Origin of the sequence: Longimicrobium sp. (assembly GCF_036399255.1) — a bacterium.
Classification (GTDB): Bacteria; Gemmatimonadota; Gemmatimonadetes; order Longimicrobiales; family Longimicrobiaceae; genus Longimicrobium.
Genome location: NZ_DASWNM010000144.1, coordinates 40,349 through 65,666 on the forward strand (window position 1 = coordinate 40,349; position 25,318 = coordinate 65,666).

Here is a 25,318-nt window from a genome sequence, read left to right on the forward strand (position 1 = left end):
GATCGGACCAGCCGTGCGCCCGGTGCGGGCGCCGGCGAGAAAACGCGGGCCGGGAGCGGAACAGGCCGCCCCCGGCCGCGCGGTGGTTATATCCTGTTGCCGGGCCGCAGGTTCCGCGGCCCGGCACCCGACCTTACGGCGCCGGCGTCGGCGTGGGGGCCGGCTGCGCGGGCTGGGCCTGCGGCTGCGGCTGTCCCTGCGGCGGGCCGCCCTGCGAGCGCGGGTCCACGCCCGGGGGCATGCCCTGCGGACCGCCCTGCGGCATTCCGCCCTGCGACGGGCCCTGCGGCTGCGGCGGGATCGACGCGCGGATGGACTTCATGCGGTCGATCACCTTCTGGAACGAGCTGGTGTTCACGTCCGCGCCGTAGGCGTTGCGCAGGGCGTAGCCCAGCTTGCCCAGCGGGCGGATGGGACGCTGCCCGGCCACCGCCTCGGCCATCAGGGTGCGCACGGCCTCCTGGATGGCGCCCTCGCCCTGCTTGCCGCGCGGAAAGCGCCGGCCCTCGAAGCCCGCCATCCGCAGCACCTCGCGAATGGCCGAGCGCGCGTCGGTGCGGATGGAGTCCACCGCCGCGGTGCTCAGGCGGAAGTTCCTGTTGCGGGCCTCCAGCAGCAGGAACTCGCGCAGCGCCTGGTCTTCCAGGAAGGGCTTGATCTGGTCCTCGGGCGCCTCCTTCATCCCTTCGCGGTCCTGCGCCGAGGCGCTCTGCAGCAGCTCGGCGATCTCGCCGGCCGTCACTTCGCCGCCCTTGTAGCTGGCCAGCGAGCGCGAGGCCGCGCGGCCGCGCAGCGACAGGTTTTCCTGGGCCGCCAGCTCCTTCATCGCCGCCGGGGCGCCGGCCTCCACCTGCACCGTGGCCACCTTCTTCAGCGAGTCCACGAACGCGCCCACCGCCCGCTGCTGCGCGGTGCCGCGCAGCTGCGCGCGAAACTGCTCGCGGTTCTCGCCCATGGCCTGCTGGCGGCGCTCTTCCACCTTGATGACGTGGTAGCCGAACGGCGTCTCCACCACCGGGCTCACCTGGCCGGCCTGCAGCTTGAACGCCGCCTCCTCGAACTGCGGCACCATGCGGCCGCGGCCAAACCACCCCAGGTCGCCGCCGCGCTCCTTGCCCTGCGGCTCCTCGGTGAACTGCGCGGCCAGCTGCGCGAAGTCCTCACCCGCCGCGGCGCGGCGCTGGATCTCTTCGGCCTGCTGGCGCTTGGCCTGGCGCTGCGCCGGCGTGGGCTCGGGGCCGCCCTCCTGGCCGGGGCGCAGCAGGATGTGGCGGGCCTTGACCTCGGAGCCCGGCCCCTCGTTGTTCCATGCCTGCTCCAGCTCGGCGTCGGTCCACGTGGTGTCTACCCGGACGTTGGCCTCCAGGTAGCGCATGACCGTCATCTCTTCGCGCTGGTCCTCGACGAACTTTTCCATGTCCAGCACCGACAGGGTGCTGTCCTCGGCGGCGGCGGTGGCCAGCAGCGTGTAGTCCACCCACAGGTCGGCCAGGGCGCGCACCACCTGCGCGTCCGCGGGGATCTGGGGGTTGCCGGCCAGCAGCTGGGCGGCGTCCTCCACGCTCAGCTCCTTGCCGGCGGCCTTGGCGACCACGTCGGTATGGGCCGTCATGGCGCTGCCGAAGCCTCCGCACGCCCCGAGGGCGAGCGGCGCGGCGACCAGCGCCCAGCGGGACAACTTCATTACGTTCTCCGGAACCGGGTTGGTGGGATGAGTGGCGCGCCTGGCGTAGCCGCGCCGGGGTTGATGCACAGGAACTCGCGAGTGCGAAAGTTCGGAATCGCGGTGGTACACGGAAGCGGCGGAGAAGTGCCGCGGGGGGCAGTGTTCAGGATCAAGTGCCCAGGATCGAGTGCCCAGTGCCCAGGATCGAGTGCCTAGTGCCCAGGATCGAGTACCTAGTACCTAGTACCGAGTGCCTGGTGCAGATCCGGCGGACACCCTGCCCTCGTTGCGGACGCGCAGGTGCCTGTAACGCCGCACACCGCCGGGCCGCCGAGTCCGCGCAGGCGGACTTTGCGCCCTTCCAGCGGCGAATTCATTCGCTCCTGGAAGCGGCCTCGCGCCGTTCTTGTCGTGAATGCCGCGTCCCTGGAGGCGGGCTCACGTCGTCGTCGGCCGTGAATCCTCGACTCCTGAAGGCGGACTCGCGAAGGTCTCCGCGGCCAAGCACTCGATCCTCGGTACTAGGCACTCGATCCTCGGTACTAGGCACTCGATTCCAAGCCCCGGTACTCGCCCCCCAGGCACTCGACCCTGGGCACCGGGCACTCGACCCTTTTCCCTACGCCACCCGCGCCGGGTCCGCCGCCAGCTCCCGCAGCGCCGAAACCAGCGTCCCCAGGATCGGCTCCGTGCCGTGGCGGGTCAGCGTGAGCGACAGGGGCAGCGGCCGCCGCACCTCGACCGCGAACTGCCACGCCTGCAGCGCCTTCTGCAGCGTCGCCATCCGCGGCACCACGCCCTGGCGAAAGTTGATGCGCACGTCCCACGGCCGCACCAGGATGCGCTCGATCCCCAGGTCCGCCCCCAGCAGCCGCAGCGCCGCCGTTCCCAGCAGCGTCTCGGCCTCGTCCGGCAGCGGGCCGTAGCGGTCGCGCAGCTCGCGGCGCACCGCGTCGATCCCCTCCAGCGCCTCTTCGCGGCTCAGGCGGCGGTAGAAGTTCAGCTTCTGCGCCTCGTCGGGCACGTACCAGTCGGGAAGCAGCGCCGTGCCGTCCACCGACGCCTCGGCCATCCTGCGCACCGGCGCCTGGCCGCCGCCCTTCATCTGCTTGATGGTGTCTTCGAGCAGGCGCAGGTACGTGTCCAGCCCCACCGCGTGCACGAAGCCCGACTGCTGCTGCCCCAGGATGTTCCCCGCGCCGCGCAGCTCCAGGTCCTTGAGCGCGATGCGGTAGCCGCTCCCCAGCTCGGTGTAGTGCTCCAGCACCCGCAGCCGCTTCTCGGCGTCTTCCTGGATCTCGTCGGGTACCAGCAGATAGCAGTAGGCGCGGTGGTGGCTGCGCCCCACCCGCCCGCGAATCTGGTACAGCTGGCTCAGGCCGAAGTAGTCGGCGCGGTTCACGATCAGCGTGTTGGCGCGGGGCACGTCCAGCCCGCTCTCGATGATCGCCGTCGCCACCAGCACGTCGAGCTCGCCTTCGATGAAGTGCGTCATCACGTGCTCCAGCTCCTTTTCGCGCATCTGCCCGTGCGCCACGCCGATGGCGGCGTCGGGCACCAGCTTCTGCACCTTCTGCGCGACGGCGCCGATGGTCTCGACCCGGTTGTGGACGAAGAACACCTGCCCGCCGCGGTCCAGCTCGCGGCGGATGGCGTCTTCCAGGATGGCGTCGGTCCACGGCAGCACGTGGGTGATCACCGGCTGCCGGTCGCGGGGCGGCGTCTGGATGAGCGTCATGTCGCGCAGCCCCAGCAGCGAAAAGTGCAGCGTGCGGGGGATGGGGGTGGCCGTCAGCGTCAGCACGTCCACCGTGCGGCGCAGCTGCTTCAGCCACTCCTTGTGCTTCACCCCGAACCGCTGCTCCTCGTCGACGACGATGAGCCCCAGGTCGTTGAACTTCACGTCCGGCGACAGCACCCGGTGCGTGCCCACGATGATGTCCACGTCGCCCTTTTCCAGCCGCTCCAGCACCCGCGACTGCTCCTTCGCCGTGCGAAAGCGCGAGAGCGCCTCGATCTTCACCGGAAAGTCGGCCAGGCGCTCGCTGAAGGTGTGCAGGTGCTGCTCGGCAAGGATCGTCGTCGGGACCAGGACGGCCACCTGCTTGCCGTCCTGCACCGCCTTGAACGCCGCGCGGATGGCGATCTCCGTCTTGCCGTATCCCACGTCGCCGCAGATCAGGCGGTCCATGGGGCGCTGGCTCTCCATGTCGCGCTTGACGTCTTCGGTGGCCTGGCGCTGGTCGGGGGTGTCCTCGAACAGGAAGGCCGATTCCATCTCGCGCTGCCAGCGGGTGTCGGGGGCGTAGGCGTATCCTTTTTCCGCCTGGCGGGCCGCGTACAGCTCCAGCAGCTCGGCCGTCATCTCCTGGATGGCCTTCTGCGTCTTGCCCTTGGCCCGCGACCACTCCTTGCCGCCGATGCGGTGCACCCTGGGCGGCGGCGCGTCGTCGCCGTCCGCGTCGCCCACGTAGCGCTCGATCAGGTCCACGCGGTGCACGGGCACGCGCAGCAGCTCGCCGCCGGCGTACTCGATCACCAGCGTCTCGAACTCCTCCTCGCCCAGCCGCACCCGCTCCATCCGCCGGAACTGGCCGATGCCGTGGTCCATGTGCACCACGTAGTCGCCCGGCTTGAGCGCCGCCACGCTCTCCAGCGCCGCCCCGCCGCGAAAGCGCCGCCGCCGGCGAATGCGGCGCGAGCGGCGAAAGATCTCGTGGTCGGTCAGCACCCGCGTGGGCGGCTCCGCGTCCGCCAGCACGAACCCGCCGCCGATGGAGCCGATCCCCAGCTCCACCGTGCGCGCCACCTTCAGCTCGTCCAGCAGCTCCTGCAGGCGCTCCAGCTGGCCCTGGTTGTCGCACAGGATCAGCGTGCGCTCGCCCCGCGCCGCGCCCCCCTTGAGCACGTCGCCCAGCCGCCCCATGTCGCGGTCGATGGGGTCCGGCGGCAGCGCACGGAACCGCGACACCGACTGCAGCGGCGCGCTACCCGCGTCGTCGATGTACAGCTGCGGAAACGCGGAAAGCCGCTGGTCCGCGTGCGACGGCGAAAAGAAGAGACGCTCCGGGTCCTCGGGCCGCGTGCCGCGCTTGACCTCCGCGTCGTGCAGGCGGACGACTTCCCCCCAGGTGCGCTCCAGCTCCTGCCGCGTCCCCGTGCCGTGCAGGTGGACGACCACGGTGTCCTCCGGCACGTAGTCCAGCAGCGACCGCCGCTCCGCGTCACCGGAGGGCGCGGCGGCTTCGGTGGATTCGGACGATGACGACGGGGATGCGGATTTTCCGTCGCCCATCCCGTCGACCGACTTCAGGTCGACGGGAAGGAGCTGCAGGTGGTCGACGGCGCGGACGGAGAGCTGGCTGAGGATGTCGAAGAAGCGGATGGAGTCGACCTCGTCGCCCAGCAGCTCGATGCGGGCCGGCTCGGGCGTCCCGAAGCCGAACACGTCCACGATGCCGCCGCGCAGGGCGAACTGGCCCACCTCCTCAACCGTGGCTACGCGCTCGAAGCCCATGTCTTCCAGCCGCGCGGAGAGCTCGGGGAGCCGAACGGTGTCGCCCGCCTTGATCTCCAGCCGCAGGTCGCGCAGCCCGTCCACCGCGGGAGAGAGCTCCTGCATGGCGCGCGCGGTGGTCACCATCAGCCGGGCGCGGCCGCTGAGCAGCGCCTCCAGCGCCTCCACCCGTGCCCCGCCGATCTCCAGGTGCGGCTCGCCCTCCTCGTAGGGAAGGGATTCGCGCTGGGGATACAGGAACACCGCCTGCTCGCCGAGCAGCGCCTCGAGGTCGCTGGCGGCCTGGTCGGCGTCCTCGGGCCCGCCGGCGACCAGCAGCCAGATGCGCTCGGGGCGCACGCGGTGCAGCGCCGCCAGCATCACCATGACGGACGACCCCGCCAGCCCCGACGCCAGCGCGCGCTCGCCGACGCGCGGCAGCGACGCGGCCAGCGCGCGGAACGCGGGGACCGTCTGAAACGACTCGATCAGCAGGGGATGGGGCACGGCTCCTTTTCTTGGAAAGCCGGGAAGGTATCCGGGCGGGCGGGGGGCGTCAACGGATGGCGGCGGCGAACGGGTGAAGGGGTGAGCGGGTGAGCGGGTGAAGGGGGAGTCGCGACCCGCGGCGCCCCCTCCGGGCGAGCACCACTCGCCCACCTCCCCCGAAACTGCCGGGGGAGGTTGGTGTTGGGCGGGGCTGGATGTGGCTTCGAAGGGTTTCCCTGCGCCCGCCGGGGCCCCCCCACCCGGGTCCTCCCCGCAAACTGCGCGGGGGAGGGTGACGCGCTCGAAAGGCTGTCCGGAGCCGCGATCGAATTCTCCCCTTTCCCAAGGAGGCCCTCCGCGGACGGAGACCGATGCCTTTCGAATCACCCCGATCCATCGGCCGCCCCAACCTCCCCCAGCAGTTTTGGGGAGGTGGCGAGCCCAGGCGAGCCGGAGGGGGCGCTGGCGGACGCAGTTCGTCCCCATCCGAAGCACTATCGAATTCTCCTCTCCCCCATGCAGTTTATGGGGGAGAGGCCGGGAGAGGGGGCCGCCTCGGACGCAGCGCGCCCCACGTCGACGCTCCACGATCCATCGGCCCCCCTTCACCCCTTCACCCCTTCACCCCTTCACCCCTTCACCCCTTCACCCCTTCACCCCTTCACCCCTTCACCCCCTCCGCCGTCCCCTGCGGGAGAACCACCGTCCCCGGCCGTGGACGGAGCGCGGGGACGGGCACAGAGGGGAATCTTGCCAAGTCGTTGCGCCGCATTATCTTGCTTTTTGGGCCGCACCCGGAACGGCGATTGCCCTGCCACCATGGGCGTAGACCCCAGCACCACCCCGGAGAAATACTCCCATGCGATACATGATCCTGGCGGGCCTTGCGCTGAGCGCGCTGGCCGCCGCACCGGCGGCCGCGGCTCCCGCGCCCGCACTGCTGCTGGACGCCGACGCCGCCGTCCTCGAAGCCGCCACGGCCGCGCAGAGCGGCGGCGTGCAGGTGTGGATGGACCGCGACCTGTTCGGCCTCGGCGACCGCATGCGCGTCCGCGTCCGCACGGACCGCGACGCGTACCTCGCCGTGTTCCACATCGACACCAACGGTGACGTCGACGTCATCTTTCCCCGCTACGACGGCGACGACGGCTGGGTGCAGGGGGGCCGCACCCTGAACCTGGGCTCGCGCGGCGGGGTGAACCTGAACGTGCGCGGCGGCTACGGCATGGGCTACGTGATGGCCGTGGCCCTGGACGAGCCGCTGGAGATGTGGCGCGTGCGCGACCTGTACCGCCCGCGCCTTGCGTCGTGGGACGGCGACCGGTCCATCTACGGCGACCCGTTCTACGCCATGGACGAGATCGTCCGCGCCGTGGTGCCGGAGCCGTCGTACGGCTTCGAGTCGGTGGACTACTACACCTACCACGTGGGCAACCGCCGCTACGACTATCCGCGGTACGCCTGCTACGACGGCTACGGCGACTGGTACCACGACTCGCGCTACGACTACTATGGCCGCTCTCGCTGCGACCGCGTCCGCGTGATCCTGGTGCACCGGCCGTACTACTACGACACGTACCGCTGGCGCGGCGGCCGGCGCCCGTACTACGACCGGTACTACTACCGCACGGCCCGCAACCGCCCGCTGCACGGCTACAAGGAGCGCACGGACGGCCAGGCGCCCCCGGTGCGCACCACCTCCGCGCGTCGTCCCGGCGCCTCGGGCGCGCCCGAAGCCCGCGGCGGCACGGCCCGCACCGACCGGCCGGCCAGCGCCCGTCCGTCCGGGGGCGGCGCGTCCGGCGGGGGCACGTCGGCGGAGCGGCCGCAGACGGGCGGCAGCGGCAGCCGCGGCGGCGTGTCGTCGGTGCGGCGCCCGGAGAGCGGCGGCTCCACGGCCCCGGCCGACCGCCCCACCCGCGGCACGTACGAGCCCCGCGTCCGCGACCGAAGCGAGGGCCGCGGCACGGCCGAGCCCCGCGCCCGCGACGCGGGAAGCCGCGGCGGACCTTCGCAGCCGCGCCAGCCCGAGGAGTCGGTGGCGCAGCCGCCGCAGCAGGACAAGCCGGTGGCGCCGGCGCGCGAGCGCCCCACCTTCCAGCGCCGCCCGGCCGAGTCGCCGCCGCAGCGCTCGGCCGAGCCGCGGCGCGAGTCGCCCCCGCAGCGGCAGGCGGAGCCCCGTCGCGAGTCGCCTCCGCAGCGGCAGGCGCAGCCCCGCCGCGAGTCGCCCCCGGCGCGTCAGTCCGCGCCGCCGCGCAGCTCGTCGCCGCCGCCGTCGCGCGAAAGCTCGGGAAGCGCAAGCAGGCCCCGCTCCTCGGACAACTGACGGGAGCGACGTCGAGAGCCCCTCTCCGGTGCGCCGGGGAGGGGCTCTGCCGTATGCCGCGACTGCTTCGGTTCTACCGGAACCTGAAAAAGAATGATCGTACAGAGGAACAGAGTCAGACAGAGGAAGCAAGATGATGATTCAGCTCGCTTCTCTGTCTGACTCTGTTCCTCTGTACCCATCGAGCTGTTGTTTCCCGGCTTCGGCTAGGGCATGGTGGTGTCGCTGCGGCCGCCCAGGCCGAAGGTGGCGATCCAGCCGCTGCGCTCGTCATTGCCCGAGCCGCTGGTGATGCGGGCCACGCCCAGCTGGATGGGGCCCAGCGACAGGCCGCCGCTGAGCAGCGTGCCGTCCTCCATGTCGCTGGCGAAGCCGGCGCGCAGGGTGACGATGGGGATGCGCTGCTGCACGCCCAGGCTGACCTGCTGGTCCCACAGCGCGCCCACGGGCGAGCCGCCGCCCAGTTCGCTCCGGAACGCGGCGGCCAGCGTGGTGCCCGTGCCCAGGCGGTACGCCGCGCCCGCGCGCAGCACCGCCGGCAGCCCCGCGTCGCGGTCCGCCAGCACCGAGTCGGCCAGGCGGTCCCACGGCTGCGCCACGTCCACCGCGGTGTTGTAGTCGCGCTTGCTGTCGTCGTACTCTTCCAGCACCCCCTCGGGGTCGCCGTCCTCGTAGTCCTCACGGTCCAGCGTCACCGTGCGCAGCGTCAGGTCGCCGCTCCACTGCACGGTGTTGAAGGCGTTCTCGATCGCGGCGCTCACCGTAAGGCCCGGGATGGGCTCGGCCGCCACGCCCAGGTCCAGCCCCAGGCCGCTGCCGCCCTCGCTGGCGATCCCCGCGTACGTCACCCGGATGTCGGTGGGCACCCTGAAGCCGCTGATGTCGGTGAAGGTGGTGTCGGCCGCCACCAGCCCGGAGCGCACCATCTCGCGGGGGATGAACCAGTGCGCCGTGGCGCCCACGCTGACCGGGCCCACGCGGCGCCCGTACGCCGCGGCGATGTCCCAGAACCCCGCGCGAAAGCCCTCGGTGTTCTCGATGGTGTAGCTGTTCTGGGGATCGAACCCGTTCAGCACCAGGTCGACGATGCTCTTGTTGACCGTGTGGCTGCCCACCGTCTGGTAGCTCAGGCCCACGGCGAAGCGCCGCACCTGCAGCGCCACCAGCGGCGCCCGCACGTCCACGTCCACGCCCGTGCCGCCGGCGGGGATGTCGGCCAGCAGGGCGTCGCGCTCGGCCTCGCTGAGCTCGTTGTACGCCAGCAGGTCGCCCAGCTGGTCGGTGTCGATGCCGCGGGTGCCCAGTCCGATGGAAAGCGTGGGAATGGCGGCGGACCAGTGCGGGCTGTTGGGAAGCCCCAGGTTGGCGGGGTTCTGCCACAGCGACTCGGCCCCGCGCGCCACGCCGATGTACGCGCCGCCCATCCCCAGGGCGCGCGGGGTCAGCGGCACCTGCGCGGCGGCCGGCGCGGCGGCGGCCACGGCCGCGGCGATGGCCAGACGATGGATCTTCATCTATGCAAACGGGTTGGTTCGTGGGATGCGCGTACCGATCCGGGATTCCGGGAGCGGAAGGGGCGCGCGTAAAAGGGTGCGGGAGTGCCCGCGGCGGGGGGTGCGGCCGGAGATCCGGACGCAGGGTGCCGCGGGCGTGCCGAAAATAGCCGGAACGTGCGCGGGCGGCAACCGTTTTCGCTTCAGTCCCCGCCTGGATTTCTCCCGGAACCCGAGGGAACTTCGCCGGCGGGGGCTGGTGTAGACGTTGCTCGCGCGCGGGGAGAATGATGTCGGCTCCGCGTTCGTACGCCCCATCATCCGCAGCATCACCCCCGATCATCGGACCGCGATTCCATGACGACGCGCACGAAGCGGGTGTCCATCCTCGCGGGGCTGTTCGCAGTGCTTTCCGCCGCGCCCGCCGCGGCGCAGACGATCCGCGCGTCCGCGGTGGACGCGGCCACCGGCGCCCCCCTGGCGGAGGCGATGATCCGGGTGGAGGCGGAGGACGGCTCGCTGGCCGCGGCGGGCTTTACGCGTTCGGACGGGAGTGTGACGCTGCGGGTGCGGCGGCCGGGCCCATACCGGGTGCAGGCCACGCGCTCCGGCTACCATCCCGGCGCGGTGGCGGTGCAGGCGGCGGGGGGCGAGGTGCGGGTGGCGGTGCGGATGGCGCAGCGGCCGTTCGCGCTGGACACGGTGGTGGTGTTCGGGCAGACGCGCGACGAGCGGGGGCGGCAGGGGTTCGAGCGGCGGCGCTCGCTGGGGCTGGGGGTGTTCCTTGACTCGGCGTACCTGGAGCCGCGCATGGGCGGCGCGGCCTACGTGGGCGACATGCTGCGCGGCGTGCCGGGCACGTACCTGCAGCGGGGGCGCGGGGTCACGGTGCCCCGCTCGCTGCGCGGCTGGCGGTGCATGGTGATGCTGATCGACGGATACCCCCTGTCGATGCGGTTCGACGACGGCGGCAGCCGCGAGCTGCACCACGTGATCGGCCCGACCGACATCAAGTCGGTGGAGATCTACCGCGAGTGGAGCGAGGTGCCGCCGGAGTTCCAGCGCTGGGCCAACAACGGCTTCAACAACTGCGGCGTGTACCTGTACTGGACCCGCGCGGGGTGGTAGGCCGGCCGTCTTCGCGCGTTCGCCCGGCGCGGGGCGGCCTTTTTTCGGGTTCTTCGTCGATCTCGTTGCAGGGGCGGCAGATCATGTGTCGGCGGGGATGAGCACCCGATCCATCACTGCGGCACGATGCCCGGTGGAGGCAAAGCGGAGGGTCGGCGGGCGGGTGGAATGTGGCAGGGGGCCATCCGCGTTTTCCGAGGGAGGCACCCATGCCGCCGGAGCGCCCCGGGAGCCAGCCGCCACCGATATCCGCCGCGCGATCTCGTGGAATTTCGGACGCACGGAAGGTGGAACAACGTCCCGGTCCAGCGGACGCACCGGCGCTCCCTTCCGGCTCAACGGCGGGGCAGGCGCGTGGAAAAGACGCGCGGCAGGTGGAGGCGTCCGCCAGCTGCGGCGCGTACGCGGCGGGAAAGGTCTCTGCGGAGGATTCAGCGATACTCACCGCTGCGGGAGCTTGCGACGGCACGACGGCAGGCTTGCCGCACGACGGACCCTCGACGTTTGCCTGCAGCCAGATCTGCGATGAACCTTTTTCGATGGGTTCAGCCTGTGGTGCGGTCCTCTTTTCCCTTCGTGAGGCGAGACGCATGGTGACGAATCGCGGGCGGCGGTGGCTGGGGGCGGTGCTCGCGGTCCTGGCGGCGGGGCCGGCGGCGGCGCAGTCCGTCCGGGCGGTGGCCACGGACGCGGCGACCGGCGCTCCCGTGGCCGAGGCCATGGTCCGCGTGGAGGCGGCGGACGGCTCGCTGGCGGCCGCGGGGTTCACCGACGAGCAGGGCACCGTGGTGCTGCGTGTTCGCCGGCCGGGGACGTACCGGGTGCAGGCCCGGCGGTCCGGGTACACCGTGGCGGAGGTGGCGGCGGTGGAGGTGGGCCGGCCGCAGGCCGGCGTGGCGATCGCGATGACCCAGCGGCCGTTTGCGCTGGACACCGTGGTGGTGTACGGCCAGCGGCGCAACGAGCGGGGGCGGCAGGGGTTCGAGCGGCGCCGGTCGCTGGGGCTGGGCGTGTTCCTGGATTCCGCCTACCTGGAGCAGCGCAGCGGAGGGGCGGCGTACGCGGGCGACCTGCTGCGCGGCGTGCCCGGGCTGTACGTGGAGCGGCAGGGCCGGGGCGGCACGCGGCCCCGGTCGCAGCGGGGGTGGCGGTGCATGGTGATGCTGCTGGACGGCGTTCCGGTGCCGCAGTTTCGCGCGGGCACCCGCCGCGAGCTGTCGCACATCATCGGACCGCGCGACGTGAAGGCGGTGGAGGTGTACCGTGAGTGGAGCGAGGTGCCCCCCGAGTTCCAGCAGTACGCCAGCGAAGGGATCTACAACTGTGGCGTGTACCTGTACTGGACCCGCGCCAGCTGGTAGCGCCGCGGCGAAGAAAGGCGGACGTCCGCGAGCCCCCGGCCGCCCCCGGCGGGACGGGGCTTTCTCCATCCCCCTCCGCGGGGTTAACTTACAGAGCTTTGCACTGAACGAACGACCTGAATTCTCCCATCGGGAATCGCACGTTGCGACTGGACCATATCCGCAATTTCTGCATCGTCGCCCACATCGACCACGGCAAGAGCACGCTGGCCGACCGCCTGCTGGAGACCACGGGAACGCTCCAGCTGCGCGAGATGAAGGACCAGGTGCTCGACTCCATGGACATCGAGCGCGAGCGGGGGATCACGATCAAGCTGAACGCGGTGCGCATGCGCTACAAGGCGCGTGACGGCCGCGACTACCAGCTGAACCTGATCGACACCCCGGGGCACGTGGACTTCACCTACGAGGTGTCGCGCTCCCTGGCCGCGTGCGAGGGGGCCATCCTCGTCGTCGACGCGTCGCAGGGCGTGCAGGCGCAGACGCTGAGCAACCTGTTCCTGGCGATGGAGGCGGGGCTGGAGATCATCCCCGTGCTCAACAAGATCGACCTTCCCGGCGCGGAGCCCGAGCGGCGCCGCGCCGAGCTGGTGGACCTCCTGGGCGTGGACCCGGACGACGTGATCGCCGCGTCGGCCAAGGCGGGGATCGGCATCGCCGACATCCTGGAGGCGGTGGTCGCCAAGGTGCCGCCGCCGCAGGGCGACCCGGCCGCGCCGCCGCGCGCGCTGATCTTCGACTCGTACTACGACAAGTACGTGGGCGCGGTGCCCAGCATCCGCGTGGTGGACGGGGTGCTGAAGCCGGGGATGCGCATCGCCTTTGGCGCGCACGACAGCGTGTATCCCATCGACGAGGTGGGGTACCTGCAGCTGGGGCGCTTTCCCGCGCCCGAGCTGCGGCCGGGCGAGGTGGGGTACGTGATCGCCGGCATCAAGCGGGTGGCCGACACGCGCAGCGGCGACACCATCCTGGACGCGGAGAACCGTGCGGAGCAGCTGCTTCCCGGCTACCAGGAGGTCAAGCCGATGGTGTTCGCGGGGATCTATCCCACGGACACCGAGCAGTACGAGGACCTGCGCGACGCGCTGGCCAAGCTCAAGCTGAACGACGCCTCGCTGGTGTACGAGCCCGAGACGTCGCTGGCGCTGGGCTTCGGCTTTCGCTGCGGGTTCCTGGGGCTGCTGCACATGGAGATCATCCAGGAGCGGCTGGAGCGCGAGCACGACCTGGACCTGATCACCACCGTCCCGAACGTAAAGTACTCGGTGACGATGACGGACGGCGAAGAGCTGTGGGTGGAAAGCCCCAGCACGCTGCCGGACCCCACCAAGATCCACGAGATCGAGGAGCCGTACGTGCGCGCCCGGGTGATGTGCCCGGCGGAGTACATCGGCGCGGTCCAGAAGCTGTGCCACGAGCGGCGCGGCAACTTCATGGGGATGACGTACCCCGACCCGCAGCGCGTGGAGCTGAGCTACGAGCTGCCGCTGGCGGAGATCGTGCTGGACTTCTACGACCGGCTGAAGAGCGCCACCCGCGGCTACGCGTCGCTGGACTACGAGCTGGCCGGCTACCGCGCCAACCCGCTGGTCAAGCTGGACATGCTGATCAACGGCGACCCGGTGGACGCGTTCAGCGTGATCATCCACCGCGACAAGGCGTACGAGTACGGCCGCACCATCGCCGAGAAGCTGAAGGAGCTGATCCCCCGGCAGCAGTTCGAGGTGGTGATCCAGGCGGCCATCGGCAACAAGATCATCGCCCGCGAAAGCAAGAGCGCGCTGCGGAAGAACGTGACCGCCAAGTGCTACGGCGGCGACATCACCCGCAAGCGCAAGCTCCTGGAGAAGCAGAAGGAGGGCAAGAAGCGGATGAAGCAGGTGGGCACGGTCGAGATTCCGCAGGAGGCCTTCCTGGCGGTGCTGCAGATCGGGGGATGAGGCGGAGTGCGGAAGTGCGTGAGTGCGTGAGTGCGGGAGTGCGAAAGGGGTTCGCGCTCCCGCTTTCGCACGTGCGGGCGGGCTGAGCGATGGCGATGGCGCGGCCGTCCGTGATCGTTACGACGTACAACCAGCCGCGGCAGCTGGAGCTGGTGCTGTGGGGATACGGCGCGCAGACGTTCCGCGGCTTCGAGGTGGTGGTCGCGGACGACGGGTCGGGGCCGGAGACGCGCGCGGTTGTGGAGCGGATGCGGGCGGAGACGGGGCTGCGCATCGTCCACGTTTGGCACGAGGACCGGGGGTTCCGCAAGACGGAGATCCTGAACCGCGCCATCCTGGCGTCGTCCGGCGACTACCTGCTCTTTACGGACGGCGACTGCATTCCGCGCGAGGACCTGCTGGCCACGCACGTTCGGCTGGCGCGCCCCGGCCACTTTCTCTCCGGCGGATACCTGAAGCTTTCCGCGGACGTCACCGCGGCGATCGGCGTCGACGACGTGCGGGAGATGCGGGTGGCGGATCCGACCTGGCTGCGGGCGCACGGGTGGCGCGGCGGGCGGCACGGGGTGCGGCTGACGCGCTCGGCGGCGCTCGCGGCGGCGCTGGACCGGCTGACGCCCACGCGGCCCACGTGGAACGGCCACAACGCGGGGGGCTGGAAGGACGACGTAATCGCCGTCAACGGCTACGACACGGACATGGCGTACGGCGGGCTGGACCGCGCCCTGGGCGAGCGGCTGGAGAACGCGGGGATCCGCGGGGTGCAGGTGCGCTTTCGCGCGCCGGTGCTTCACCTGCACCACGAGCGCCCGTACGCGGACCCCGAGAAGGTGCGCCGCAACCGCGAGTTCCGCGCGCGCATCCGCCGCGAGGGAATTGTGCGGGCGCCGCTGGGGATCGACGAGATGGCGGCGGATGCGACGCTGCGGGTGGACGGGTAGGGAAGGGAATAGGGAATAGGGAACAGGGAATAGGGGATAGGGAATAGGGAATAGCCAGCAGGGGAAAGGCCGTGTCCGTGGAGGGGCGCGGCTTTTTGTGTCCGCTGCAAGGGCTGCAAGGGCGAATGAATTCGCTGCAACAAGCACACGAAGGCCGCCTTCGCGGACTGGAGGCAGAGGTGGCAGGGAGAGTGCTGTGGGCGTGGCGGGATTGGGGAGGGGCGGCAGGGTCGATCGGAGCAACTCTGCTGACTCCGTCTGAGTTCCCCACCTGCTGCGCAGACCCCTGCTCACCGAACCTGGCCAGCAGTAGCGGCATCCACCCCGCCGTTGCCGGCTGTTCCTGTCCCCTGTCCCCTGTCCCCTGTCCCCTATTCCCTATTCCCTATTCCCTATTCCCTATTCCCTATCGTCGGCAGTGCGTCCACTACGTGCATCTGTGGAGGGGCGCGGGCTTTCACGGCGAACCGGCGGATGTTAGGTTGCCGCATCCCCGATCCCGCCGCCCGCATGCCGCGGCACACGAGAGCAGACTGCCCATGACGCCCGGAACGGCCGAGAAAAAGTGGATCGTCGGAGTAGACCTCGGCGGCACCAACATCGTGGTGGGGCTGGTGCCCATCGAGGGCGGAGACGTGCTGGGGCTGCGCACGCTGCCCACCGACGCCCAGCGGGGCGCCAAGGCGGTGGTGGACCGCATCGTCCACATGGTGGAGGACGCGGTGGGCGAGGTGACGCAGGCGGCGGGGACCACGCGCGGGGCGGTGGCGGGGGTGGGCATCGGCTCGCCCGGGCCGCTGGACCGCAAGACGGGTACGGTGATCAACACCCCCAACCTGGGGTGGCGCAATTTTCCCCTGCGCGACCTGGTGAGCAACCAGGTAAAGCTGCCCTGCACGCTGGACAACGACGCCAACTGCGCCACCTACGGCGAGTGGTGGCTGGGCGCGGGCCGCGGCGTGGACACGCTGGTGGGCCTTACGCTGGGAACGGGGATCGGCGGCGGGATCGTGCTGGACGGGCACATCTACCACGGCTGCAGCGACGTGGCGGGCGAGATCGGCCACATGACCATCGACAGCAACGGCCGGCGCTGCAAGTGCGGCAACTACGGGTGCCTTGAGCAGTACGCCAGCGGCCCGGCCATCGCGGTGCGCGCGGTGGAGGGGATCGAGGCGGGGGCCGAGACGGTGCTGGTGGAGATGGTGGGCGGCCGGATGGAAGACATCACCGCCGCCACGGTCTACGAGGCCACCGTGCTGGGCGACGCCTACGCGGCGGAGGTGATGAAGGACACCGCCAAGTTCCTGGGCGCCGGCGTGGCCAGCATCATCAACATCCTGAACCCCGAGATGGTGGTGATCGCCGGCGGCGTGACCCGCGCGGGTGACACGCTGTTCGAGCCGCTGCGCGCCGAAGTGCGCCGCCGCGCCTTTCGCAGCGCCCAGGAGTGCTGCCGCATCGTCCCCGCCGAGCTGCCGGGGACGGCGGGGGTGGTGGGCGCGGCGGGCGTGTTCAAGCGCGAGAACTACGGGGCGGTGTAGGGGGATCCGAGAGTCCGTCGCGAGTCCCCGGCGCCCCCTCCGCTCGCTTAGGCTCGCACCTCCCCCGAAACTGCCGGGGGAGGTTGGGGTGGGGCAGGGGATCAGACGCTTCGATCGGGATCGGTCTGCATCGGCAGGCGCCCCCACCCCGGCCCTCCCCACAAACTGCGTGGGGGAGGATGACGCGCCCGACAGGCTGCCGGATCGCGATCGAATTCTCCCCTCTCCGTGAGGAACGAACGGGGAGGGGCCGGGGGAGGGGCACCTCGCCTGCGCAGTCTGATGCCTGTCGCCGAATCCGGATCTCAGCCGAACTTCAACCTCCCCCAGCAGTTTTGGGGAGGTGCGAGCCCAGGCGAGCGGAGGGGGCGGCAGTAGAAGCCCGTACAGCACCACGCAATCGCACCATCAGACGACGAGCGGATGTTCATCCTCTGCACCAACGACGACGGATACCTTGCGCCGGGGATCGCGCTGCTGGCGGACGCGGCGCGCACGCTGGGCGACGTGCACGTGGTGGCGCCCGACCGCGAGCAGAGCGCCACCAGCCACTCGCTCACCATGCACTTTCCCCTGCGCGCCCGTAAGGTGCGCGAGGGGGTGCACCACGTGGACGGCACCCCCACCGACTGCGTGGCGCTGGCCGTGGGCGCGCTGCTGGACCGGCGCCCGGACCTGGTGGTAAGCGGGGTGAACCACGGGCCCAACATGGGCGAGGACGTCCTCTATTCCGGCACGGTGGCCGGCGCGATGGAGGCCACCATCCTGGGTATTCCCGCCATCGCCGTCTCGTACACGGGCCGCGATCCGGAGCAGATGCAGAGCTACGGGCCGCTGCTGGCAAAGCTGCTGCCGCAGATGGTGCGCCCCGGCGCGTTTCCGCGCGAGACGCTGATGAACGTGAACCTGCCGCCGATCGACGCCTCCGAGGTGAAGGGGGTGCAGGTGACGCGGCTGGCGCGGCGGGTGTACATCGACTCGCTGACCAGGGCGGTGGACCCCAACGGCAAGCCGTACTTCTGGATCGGCGGGGGCGAGGTGGAGTGGTCCGCGCCCGAGGGGACGGACTTTCACGCCATCAACACCGGCTACGTGAGCGTGACGCCGCTGCACCTGGACCTGACCAACCACGCCCTGCTGGCGGACGTGGCGGCGTGGGACCTGGCGGTATGACGGACCGCTACGAAGGCCAGCGCCGCGCCCTGATCGGCACCATGCAGCAGCGGGGAATCCGCGACCTGAACGTGCTGCGCGCCTTCGACCTCATCCACCGGCACGAGTTCGTTCCCGAGGCGGTGCGCCACCACGCGTACCAGGACGCGCCGGTGCCCATCGGCTTTGGGCAGACGGCGTCGCAGCCTTCGCTGCAAGCGCTGTACATGCAGGTGCTCGACCTGCGAAAGACGCACAAGGTGCTGGAAGTGGGCACGGGGTGCGGCTTTCAGACGGCGGTGCTGGCGCAGCTGGTGGACCGCGTCTACTCGGTGGAGCGCATTCGCGAGCTGGCCACGCGCGCGCGCGAAAAGCTGGATGATCTGCGCATCAGCAACGTGGCCATCCTGGTGGGGGACGGGACGATCGGGTGGAGCCGGTACGCGCCGTACGACGCGATTCTCGTCGCCGCGGGGGGGCCGGAGGTGCCGGCGCCGCTGAAGGAGCAGCTGGCGGAGGGCGGGCGGATGCTGATCCCGGTCGGCGGGCGCACGACGCAGCAGCTGATGCTGGTGGAGCGCCAGGGCAACACCTTTACGCAGCGCGAGGTGACGGAGTGCACCTTCGTGCCCCTGCTGGGGCGCTTTGGCTGGACCAGCGAGGCGTCGTAGAGGATTTTCAGGCCCTCACCCGAAATGGCGTCCTGAGTCCCACCGGCACTCCGCGCACCCTGCTGGACGACAACAGGGTTGTCATTCCGAGGCCCGCTCGCGCTGCACTCGGACGATCAACCCGCAGGCTGCGGGGCCGAGGAATCTACCGTCGGCTCGCGCGAGGTCGGACGCGGCAGCCCGCGCCATCGTCGTAGCCGCGAAATAGCCGGACAGGGCCAGTCCGGGGCGTCGCGGCAGGCCACGAGGAGGCGGAAAGTAGATTCCTCGGTCGCGCACCGGCTCCGTGGCTGGCAAAGGTGCGGGGTGTGCGCTCCCTCGGAATGACAGATCGAGGGCGCCAGTGACGTATCTGTTCAGAGGGCATCAAGCTCCCGTCCGGCGCCGTCGGATCCGCGCCATTCCTTCGATTTCGTTGACAGTCCAGTTTGCACGCCGTACGTTTTTGCGGCACATGCCTCACGTCCTCCAGCCCCACGCCGCACGCGGAACCACGCTTCCGCGCGCCGGCCGGCCACGCACTCCCGAGCATCCATGAGCAACGGCGATTCCCTGGACGGCTTCGTCTTTCCGCCGTTCATCCCGGCCGCCGCGGCGCGCCCGGCCAGCCCCCCGGCGCCCGCCCCGCAGCCCCCGGCCGCCGCCGCAGAGCCGCAGACGGCCGCCCCCGGACGGGCGACGATGCCGTGGGACGTAGAGACGCCCATCGTCAGTGAGCCCGCCGCGCAGCCGCAGGGGGCCGCGGGCCCGGCGGAGGACGAGGACCTGCCCTGGCTGGAGCGCCCCGCGCCGCGCGAGGCGATTGCCGAGGGGCCGCCGGCCGAAGCGCCCGCCGCGCCCGCGCAGGACGAGGCGTTCCCCGACTGGCTGGCGTGGGACGACCGCGCCACGGACGATGCCCGCCCGGAGCTGGACGCCGTGGCGCCGGTGGAGGGGCTGCAGGACTTTGCCCCGGTGGAGGACCTCGGCTTCCTGGCCCCCACGCCGGCGGCGGAGTGGCGGGAAGCCGCGCCCGCGTCGGCGGATCGCTCCGCCGACGCACTGGACCCGTCCGACTGGCTGCTGGGCGCGCCCGAAGCCGCCGAGCCGCCGGCGGTCGCCGAACCGGCCGCGGAGGTGACCTTCGAGTCGCCCGCCGCCGCTGCCGCCGCCGAGCCGGCCTTCGACGTGACGGTGGAGGACGACGCGCTCACTTTCGCCGCCGCCGCACCGGCCGCGGCCGACCACGAGCCGGCCGCGGCCGATGAGGAGCCCGCGGCCGCCATCGCGGAGTCGCCGTTGGTCGCCTTCGACGACGAGCCCGCGGCGGCGATCGCGGAGCCGGCGTCGCTGGACGAGGAGTGGCAGGCCGCGCCCGCGGAGCCGGCGGTGGCGACCGCGGACGCGCATCCGTTCGTGGCGGACACGGAAGCGGTGCTTTCCGCCGAGCCGGACCCGTTCACCGCCGCCGCGCTCGACGAAGCCGAGGCCGTGGCCCCGGTGGAGGCCGCCGCCGTCGCGGGGACGACGGCCGGCGGCGTGTTCGCGGACGTGGCGGCGCGGCTGGAGGACATCGCCCGCACCCTGCGCGAGCGCCCGGACGACCTGCTCTCCGGCACCGCGTCCGATCCGCTGGCGCTGCTTGTGGCCGGTTACGTGATGGGATACGGCGCGCGACGGTAGATTCCGTCCGACGGCGGCCACGCGCGACCCTCTCCCGCGGACCGGGAGGGGGTCGCGTCCTTTTGCGCTCGGCGTGATCTGGAGGAAAGGCGCGCGGGATCTGGAGATTCGCCGCCGGGGCACCTGCGTGGCGGCTCGCGTGTACGCACGATGTCCTGATTTGGGGTTGCTTCGGGATTTATTCGGTATTATGTTGAGGGGCAGGCCGGGTGCGGAAGCATCGCGTTCCACCCCTTGGAAGATACCGAAGATGAAGGACCAGATCCCTGACGATCCGCGCACCGCGTCCATCCGGCACGTGCGGGAAGTGGCCGCGGCGCACGTGGAGAACACCTCGCTCCGGGGCGTGGCGCGCGAGATCGGCATGAGCCCCATGGGGCTCCGCAACTTTTTGCATGGCACCGAGCCGTATGCGCCAACGCTGCGACGTTTGCGCAACTGGTACGTGAAGTACGCGGCCACGCGCGCCGGCAACGTGGAGCTGGAAGACGCCACCGCCGCGCTCTCGCTGCTGGTGCACGACCTGGGCCCGGTGCCGCGCAAGCAGGCCGCCGTGACGGTGCTGGACGCCGTGGGCCGCGGCTACGAGCAGAGCGGCGTTCCCAAGCCCGGGTGGGTCGCCGAGCTGCGGGTGCGCTACGAAGGCTGATCCCTGCGTGGCGGCGGGTGATCGACATCATCCGTCCGTGCGCGGCCGATCGGCTCGCCCTCGCTGAATCCACATCATCCGCGACCCTCCCTGGCTTACCGCGCCGGGGAGGGTCGCTGCGTATTCCACTGAAAAGAGTAGGCCTCACACAGAGTCAACAGAGTTAACAGAGGGCGCGACTTCGTCGACTCCGTGCGAGGTCGAGAGCGTTGCCTGGACGCGCGGCGCGCTCGAAGTTACTTCCCTCACGGTGCGTGAAGGAGCCGCATCCCATTCTGCCGGTCCGAATGTCCGCCGACGCAGCCGCGAACCGCCCCGCCGCCATCCAGCCGACCTCGGCGTACCACGAGTTCGCGCCGCCGGACGCGGCGCGCGAACACCTGGTCTGCCTGTGGACGCAGCAGGTGGGCGGCGGGGACGTGGACCTCGAGCAGAACGTGCTGCCGGACGCGTGCGTCGACGTGATCTGGGTGAATGGCGAGCCGACCGTCGCGGGGCCGGCGACGCGGGCCAGCGTGGCGCTGCTGCCTCCGGGGACGCTGCTGGTGGGCGCGCGATTCCGGCCGGGGTGGTGTGCGGGGGTGCTGGGGGTGGATGCGAGCGAGCTGCAGGACCAGCACCTGCCGCTGGCTGACGTGTCGCCGGCGCTGGCCCGCCGCTTCTCAACCGCGGTCGCGGACGTGGAGCCGGTCGCGGACAGGCTCGCCGCCGCGGGGGCGCTGCTGGCGCGCCAGCTGGCCGGCTCGCCGCCGCCGGACGGGATCATCCGCGCCACCGTCCGCTGGCTGGCGGCGCATCCGCACGGCCGCGTGCACGAGCTGGGGCGGGCGCTGCACCTGAGCGACCGGCAGCTGCAGCGGCGCATGCTTTCCGCAGTAGGCTACGCGCCCAAGACGCTGCACCGCATCCTCCGCTTTCAGCGCCTGCTGGCCCTGGCGACCGCCGGAGGGCCGCACGCCGTCCTCTCCTCGCTGGCCCTGCGCGCGGGCTACGCCGACCAGGCGCACATGACGCGCGAGCTTCGCCAGCTGGCCGGCCGGTCGCCCACGGAGCTTCTGCCCGGTGCGGAGTCCGCGCTGCAGAAGGCGGAGCTGTTCTGATCCGCCCGGCGGATGTCCGATTCGTTCAAGACCTCCGCACCGCGTCCGGCTAGCTTTCGTCCCACAGGCGGACCGTTCCGGATCGCACACACCCCGATGGAGGATTGCATGAAGCCCAGGCTGGACCTGATTGGAATCGTGGTCAGCGACATGGCGCGCTCGCTGGCGTTCTACCGCGAGCTGGGCCTGGATCTGCCGCCGGAGATGGATGCGGAGCCGCACGTGGAGACGAAGCTGTCCGGCGGGATGCGGCTGGCGTGGGACACCGTGGAGGTGGTGCGCTCGTTCGATCCGGACTGGCAGCCGCCCAGCGGCGGGCCGCGTGTGGGCCTCGCCTTTCTGTGCGACGGCCCGGCGGAGGTGGACGCGACCTGGGAGCGCCTGACGGGGCTGGGATACCACGGCCACAAGCCGCCCTGGGACGCCTTCTGGGGCCAGCGCTATGCCGTGATGCACGATCCCGACGGCACCAGCGTGGACCTGTTCGCGCCGATCGGCTGAGCGGTTACCAACTCACAAAAGGCTTGGGGTACAGAGGAACAGAGGATCAGAGGATCAGAGGATCAGAGGCCCGAACGAGGGTTTCGTCTGTTTTCTCTGTCCCTCTGTACCCCAACGCAGTTCATCCGAACGTGCAGGGTGGATACGGCGCCGTGGCGCGTGTGTGCGCCGCTCGATCCCGGTGAGCCCGTAAAAGACTTGCCTCAGGCGGGGACACGGAGCAGAAGGGTTGCTCTCTCCGCGCCTCCGCCTGAGGCTGTTATCCGCGAATGTGGATCGGACCGTTCAGGCGGGCTCGATCTCAGCTTTCCAGGGCTGGCTGTTCAGCCGGGATGCCGGGCTGGTCCGCGCCCACCGTCCGGTATCCCACGTCCCGGGCAATCTGGAGGGTGTACTGATAGTTGCGGACGCTGTCCGCGGACATCGTCCAGTTGAAGATGCCTGCGAGCCCCTGGTACTGCGCCTGGCTGGGGTACGCGGGAGGATCGTCTTCGGTGTTGATGCCCCACGCCACCTGCCCCCGCGGATAGCCCAGCTTCGTAAAGTCGTCCGGGTAGGACCAGCCGTAGCACTGCGCGTTGATCAGGTCGAAGGCGCCCATGTTGTCCCCGGTTACCTCTGCCGCCCCGCCCGCGGGCGTGATGGTCAGGAAGTAGGGCTTGCCGTCGGCGGCGCTGGCGGCGTCCAGGGCGTTGCGAAGGTTCCAGACGACGCCGTTGAACTGATCCTGGGTGATCTTGCCGGAAGAGCCGTTGATGCTCTCGTCGTCGATGTCGAACCCGTCCAGCTCGTACCGCCGGATCAGGGCGACCACGGTGCGTGGAAACTGGTTCGACCCGCTGGCGTAGTCGGCGGCGATGTACGTCCAGTCGTCGTGGCCCCAACCCAGCGAGATCAGGATCTTGATCCCCGGATTGCGGTGCCGTGCCACCTGCACCAGGAGGCCCAGACGCGCGGGCTCGTCCGGCTGTCCCTGCTCCAGCTGCAGCGTGGCGCTGGTGGGGCCGGACGCGTAGGCGTGGGCGAACGCGACGAAGAGGGCGCTCACCTTGTCGAACGGCATGTTCAGGGTGGGCTGGATGTACTGCTTGGGTCCCGAGTTGTAGAGGGGGTAGTACGTGCCGGCGAAGGGGGTGGGGAAGGGTGCTCTGCTCATGTCCGGTCCTGTCTGAAAGGCGGGGGGTGATTCTGGTGTGGTCCCGGGTGGCGGTCGGATGGATATACCGCTTGGCCCCGGGATGCGCCAACGATACGTGGCCTCGGGGCGTTTTCCCAGGAGGTTGTTCCGATGGTCCTGGCCGGGATGGGTTCCTCCGTTGACCCCGGGCGTGGATTTCCCTAGATTCTGCGCCGGTCCACACCGTTTTTGCGGACGGGCCCGCCCTCGTAGCTCAGTAGGATAGAGCGCAGGATTCCTAATCCTGAGGTCGCGCGTTCGAATCGCGCCGGGGGCACTGAATGCGAACGACCGCAGCATGGCATGGTGCCGTGCTGCGGTCTTCTTTTGTCCATCGCCCCGCCGGACTCGGGGGGAGACAAGCCGTCGCGCCCGTCAGCAGTCGAACACCAACCAGCAGATCCCGTTTCGCAGCCGCTGATCGTCCAGAACGAGCTCGCGAATGGCGTCGGGGAGCTGTTCGCGCTGCCAGCGGCACTCGCGCCGGCCGGCGCTCTCACCCTGCCCTTCAGGCGCGGCCGCACGCGCCGCCTTGATCGCGTAGGCCGCGGCACCGAGTTCGTGTGCGGCGACGTGCGCCACCACGCCCGCCTGGCCGGCGGCGAATGCGGCGTGCCTGGCGGCCCCGCTCAGGACTCTTGCCGCGGCCATGGCGGAGCCGCCCGCCGCGCGGGCCTGCATCATCCTGATCTCGCCGCGCGTCCACGCCCGAACCTGCTCGATTGCCTGGCGGGGCCGCGGGTCCATGGGCTGCACCGACTCGAAGAGGTGCAGGACGTGCTCGGCGCACGCGGCCGCCCACAACGCCAGGAGCCGGTGGTCGGCGTCCGTGAGCGTCCCCCCGCGGCGGATGGTGATGAAACGGGGATCGCGGATCTTGGGGAGGATCATGGTTGCACCGGTCCGGTTGGAGCTGGAATCCCTTTCCGGGCAATGCCCGGAAAACACATCGTGGCCTCGAGATCCCGGCATGCAGCATAAAGATTCTTCGGTCGGCGCCACGCTCCCGGGCATACGGAGAGCACTGCGCGGCGCCTCCCTCAGAATGACAGTTTCGCCGGATCTGGTATGAGGATGAGCCCGCGCGTTCGAGTCGCCGAACGACCGCGGCATGGGATCATCGTACCATGGCCATCTTTCTACGATATGGGAACGCTGCCGCCACGGGCCGCGTCCGATCACCAGGTCCTTCCCGACGGAACGAAGCTGCGGTTTTCTGCCCGGCTCTGTTTGGAATCGCGAGCGCCCCCAGCCGAGTGGCTGGGGGCGCTCCGTCATCTGCCGTGCACGGGCTCGCGCGTTACGCGCAGCCGACGCAGGTCAGCTGGCGGGTGCACGGATGAAAGCGCGTTTCCGGATCGATGGGAATCGGCTCGGTCGGCAGCGCCACGTCCTCCTCGAAGGAGGGACTCGTTTCGAACGACTGCACGTCGAGGGCGAATGGGTCCAGGCGCATGGAAACCTCTTCGGGGAATGGCTGGGGGGACGCTTCTCGTGCCTGTACGCTAACGTGCAGAAGGTATCCAGGTCAACAATTTAATTTCGTGAAAAGATAGTGATAATCCGCCTGCCGGTGCCGGAGGCCACGATCCGTTCTGATCGGCACCAACGAAAAAGACCCGCGCAGACGCTGCTCTGCGTGGGTCCTCGAATGCCTTGGGATCCGCTTTTCGCGGGCGATTGCACCGGCCAGGGCTGCCGCCCGCGTTTCCGTCTGACGGAGAATATCGCAACGGGGGAGACTTGCGGCAAGGCCCCGGTGCCCATCCACACTTGTGGCCGTGCGCCGGCCCCACCCAGCAGACGGACCCGTACGCGGGAGCGGTGTTCATGATCGGCAACCCGCCCACACGTACCCGGGAGAGCCCTATAGCACGCCCTGCAGCCCGACGTGGTCCGCCGCGCCCGATCCATCGCTCCCACGCTGCGCGGAGACGGCGCACAGGCCGCCGCCCAGCGCCTAATGGCCGTCGGCCCGCGGAGCTAATTCTGATACTGGGTGCGAACCGCGGATGGGAG

At 70.6% G+C, this 25,318-nt stretch carries 18 protein-coding genes and 1 tRNA gene; 13 read left to right on the forward strand and 6 right to left on the reverse strand.

Annotation, left to right across the window (positions count from 1 at the left end; genetic code table 11):
* Nucleotides 1-133 precede the first annotated feature (133 nt).
* Both VGC13_RS27610 and mfd read right to left on the reverse strand, forming a co-directional pair.
* Nucleotides 134-1,684 (reverse strand): peptidylprolyl isomerase, encoded by a 1,551-nt coding sequence (locus tag VGC13_RS27610; RefSeq protein WP_331128550.1) that lies wholly within the window; start codon nt 1,682-1,684, stop codon nt 134-136.
* Between the two features lie 601 nt (nt 1,685-2,285).
* Nucleotides 2,286-5,669, reverse strand: coding sequence for a transcription-repair coupling factor (gene mfd, locus VGC13_RS27615; RefSeq protein ID WP_331128551.1), 3,384 nt, complete (start codon nt 5,667-5,669; stop codon nt 2,286-2,288).
* Nucleotides 5,670-6,510: 841 nt separating this feature from the next.
* On the opposite strand from mfd, the gene VGC13_RS27620 reads away from it, so the two are divergent.
* On the forward strand, nt 6,511-7,977 hold the full coding sequence (locus tag VGC13_RS27620; protein WP_331128552.1) for a DUF4384 domain-containing protein: 1,467 nt from the start codon (nt 6,511-6,513) through the stop codon (nt 7,975-7,977).
* A gap of 206 nt (nt 7,978-8,183) precedes the next feature.
* On the opposite strand, the gene VGC13_RS27625 is transcribed toward VGC13_RS27620, so the two are convergent.
* Complete coding sequence (locus tag VGC13_RS27625; RefSeq protein WP_331128553.1) at nt 8,184-9,491, reverse strand: DUF5723 family protein; 1,308 nt, start codon at nt 9,489-9,491, stop codon at nt 8,184-8,186.
* Between the two features lie 336 nt (nt 9,492-9,827).
* On the opposite strand from VGC13_RS27625, the gene VGC13_RS27630 reads away from it, so the two are divergent.
* The 11 genes from VGC13_RS27630 to VGC13_RS27680 all read left to right on the forward strand — a co-directional run bounded on the left by VGC13_RS27630 (nt 9,828) and on the right by VGC13_RS27680 (nt 22,122).
* Entirely contained in the window at nt 9,828-10,598 is a 771-nt protein-coding gene (locus tag VGC13_RS27630) for a carboxypeptidase-like regulatory domain-containing protein (protein WP_331128554.1), read from the forward strand.
* A gap of 590 nt (nt 10,599-11,188) precedes the next feature.
* Nucleotides 11,189-11,959, forward strand: a complete 771-nt coding sequence (locus tag VGC13_RS27635; protein ID WP_331128555.1) for a TonB-dependent receptor — start codon at nt 11,189-11,191, stop codon at nt 11,957-11,959.
* 143 nt (nt 11,960-12,102) lie between these two features.
* A complete protein-coding gene (gene lepA / locus VGC13_RS27640; RefSeq protein WP_331128556.1) occupies nt 12,103-13,902 on the forward strand; it encodes a translation elongation factor 4 in 1,800 nt (599 codons plus the stop codon).
* 95 nt (nt 13,903-13,997) lie between these two features.
* Nucleotides 13,998-14,843: a glycosyltransferase family 2 protein gene (locus VGC13_RS27645; RefSeq protein ID WP_331128557.1), complete on the forward strand. Its 846-nt coding sequence runs from the start codon at nt 13,998-14,000 to the stop codon at nt 14,841-14,843.
* Nucleotides 14,844-15,382: 539 nt separating this feature from the next.
* On the forward strand, nt 15,383-16,387 hold the full coding sequence (locus VGC13_RS27650) for an ROK family protein (RefSeq protein ID WP_331128558.1): 1,005 nt from the start codon (nt 15,383-15,385) through the stop codon (nt 16,385-16,387).
* A gap of 423 nt (nt 16,388-16,810) precedes the next feature.
* Nucleotides 16,811-17,560 (forward strand): 5'/3'-nucleotidase SurE, encoded by a 750-nt coding sequence (surE, locus tag VGC13_RS27655; RefSeq protein ID WP_331128559.1) that lies wholly within the window; start codon nt 16,811-16,813, stop codon nt 17,558-17,560.
* Nucleotides 17,557-18,210 carry a protein-L-isoaspartate(D-aspartate) O-methyltransferase gene (locus tag VGC13_RS27660; protein ID WP_331128560.1) on the forward strand — a complete coding sequence of 218 codons (654 nt, stop codon included), beginning with the start codon at nt 17,557-17,559 and terminating at the stop codon, nt 18,208-18,210. Before surE ends, VGC13_RS27660 begins: the two co-directional genes overlap by 4 nt.
* 534 nt (nt 18,211-18,744) lie before the next feature.
* Nucleotides 18,745-19,872, forward strand: coding sequence for a hypothetical protein (locus VGC13_RS27665; RefSeq protein ID WP_331128561.1), 1,128 nt, complete (start codon nt 18,745-18,747; stop codon nt 19,870-19,872).
* Between the two features lie 250 nt (nt 19,873-20,122).
* Complete coding sequence (locus tag VGC13_RS27670) at nt 20,123-20,521, forward strand: hypothetical protein (protein ID WP_331128562.1); 399 nt, start codon at nt 20,123-20,125, stop codon at nt 20,519-20,521.
* Nucleotides 20,522-20,808: 287 nt separating this feature from the next.
* The gene (locus VGC13_RS27675; RefSeq protein ID WP_331128563.1) at nt 20,809-21,621 is read left to right on the forward strand and encodes an AraC family transcriptional regulator; all 813 of its coding nucleotides are present in this window, start codon (nt 20,809-20,811) and stop codon (nt 21,619-21,621) included.
* Nucleotides 21,622-21,729: 108 nt separating this feature from the next.
* Entirely contained in the window at nt 21,730-22,122 is a 393-nt protein-coding gene (locus VGC13_RS27680; protein ID WP_331128564.1) for a VOC family protein, read from the forward strand.
* Between the two features lie 301 nt (nt 22,123-22,423).
* Here the strand turns inward: VGC13_RS27680 and VGC13_RS27685 are convergent, their stop codons facing one another.
* Nucleotides 22,424-23,278 (reverse strand): glycosyl hydrolase family 18 protein, encoded by an 855-nt coding sequence (locus VGC13_RS27685; RefSeq protein WP_331128565.1) that lies wholly within the window; start codon nt 23,276-23,278, stop codon nt 22,424-22,426.
* Nucleotides 23,279-23,502: 224 nt separating this feature from the next.
* On the opposite strand from VGC13_RS27685, the gene VGC13_RS27690 reads away from it, so the two are divergent.
* Nucleotides 23,503-23,576: transfer RNA gene (locus VGC13_RS27690), tRNA-Arg, on the forward strand.
* 98 nt (nt 23,577-23,674) lie between these two features.
* Here the strand turns inward: VGC13_RS27690 and VGC13_RS27695 are convergent.
* A complete protein-coding gene (locus VGC13_RS27695; RefSeq protein ID WP_331128566.1) occupies nt 23,675-24,190 on the reverse strand; it encodes a putative immunity protein in 516 nt (171 codons plus the stop codon).
* Nucleotides 24,191-24,599: 409 nt separating this feature from the next.
* Entirely contained in the window at nt 24,600-24,755 is a 156-nt protein-coding gene (locus VGC13_RS27700) for a hypothetical protein (protein ID WP_331128567.1), read from the reverse strand.
* Nucleotides 24,756-25,318: the final 563 nt, after the last annotated feature.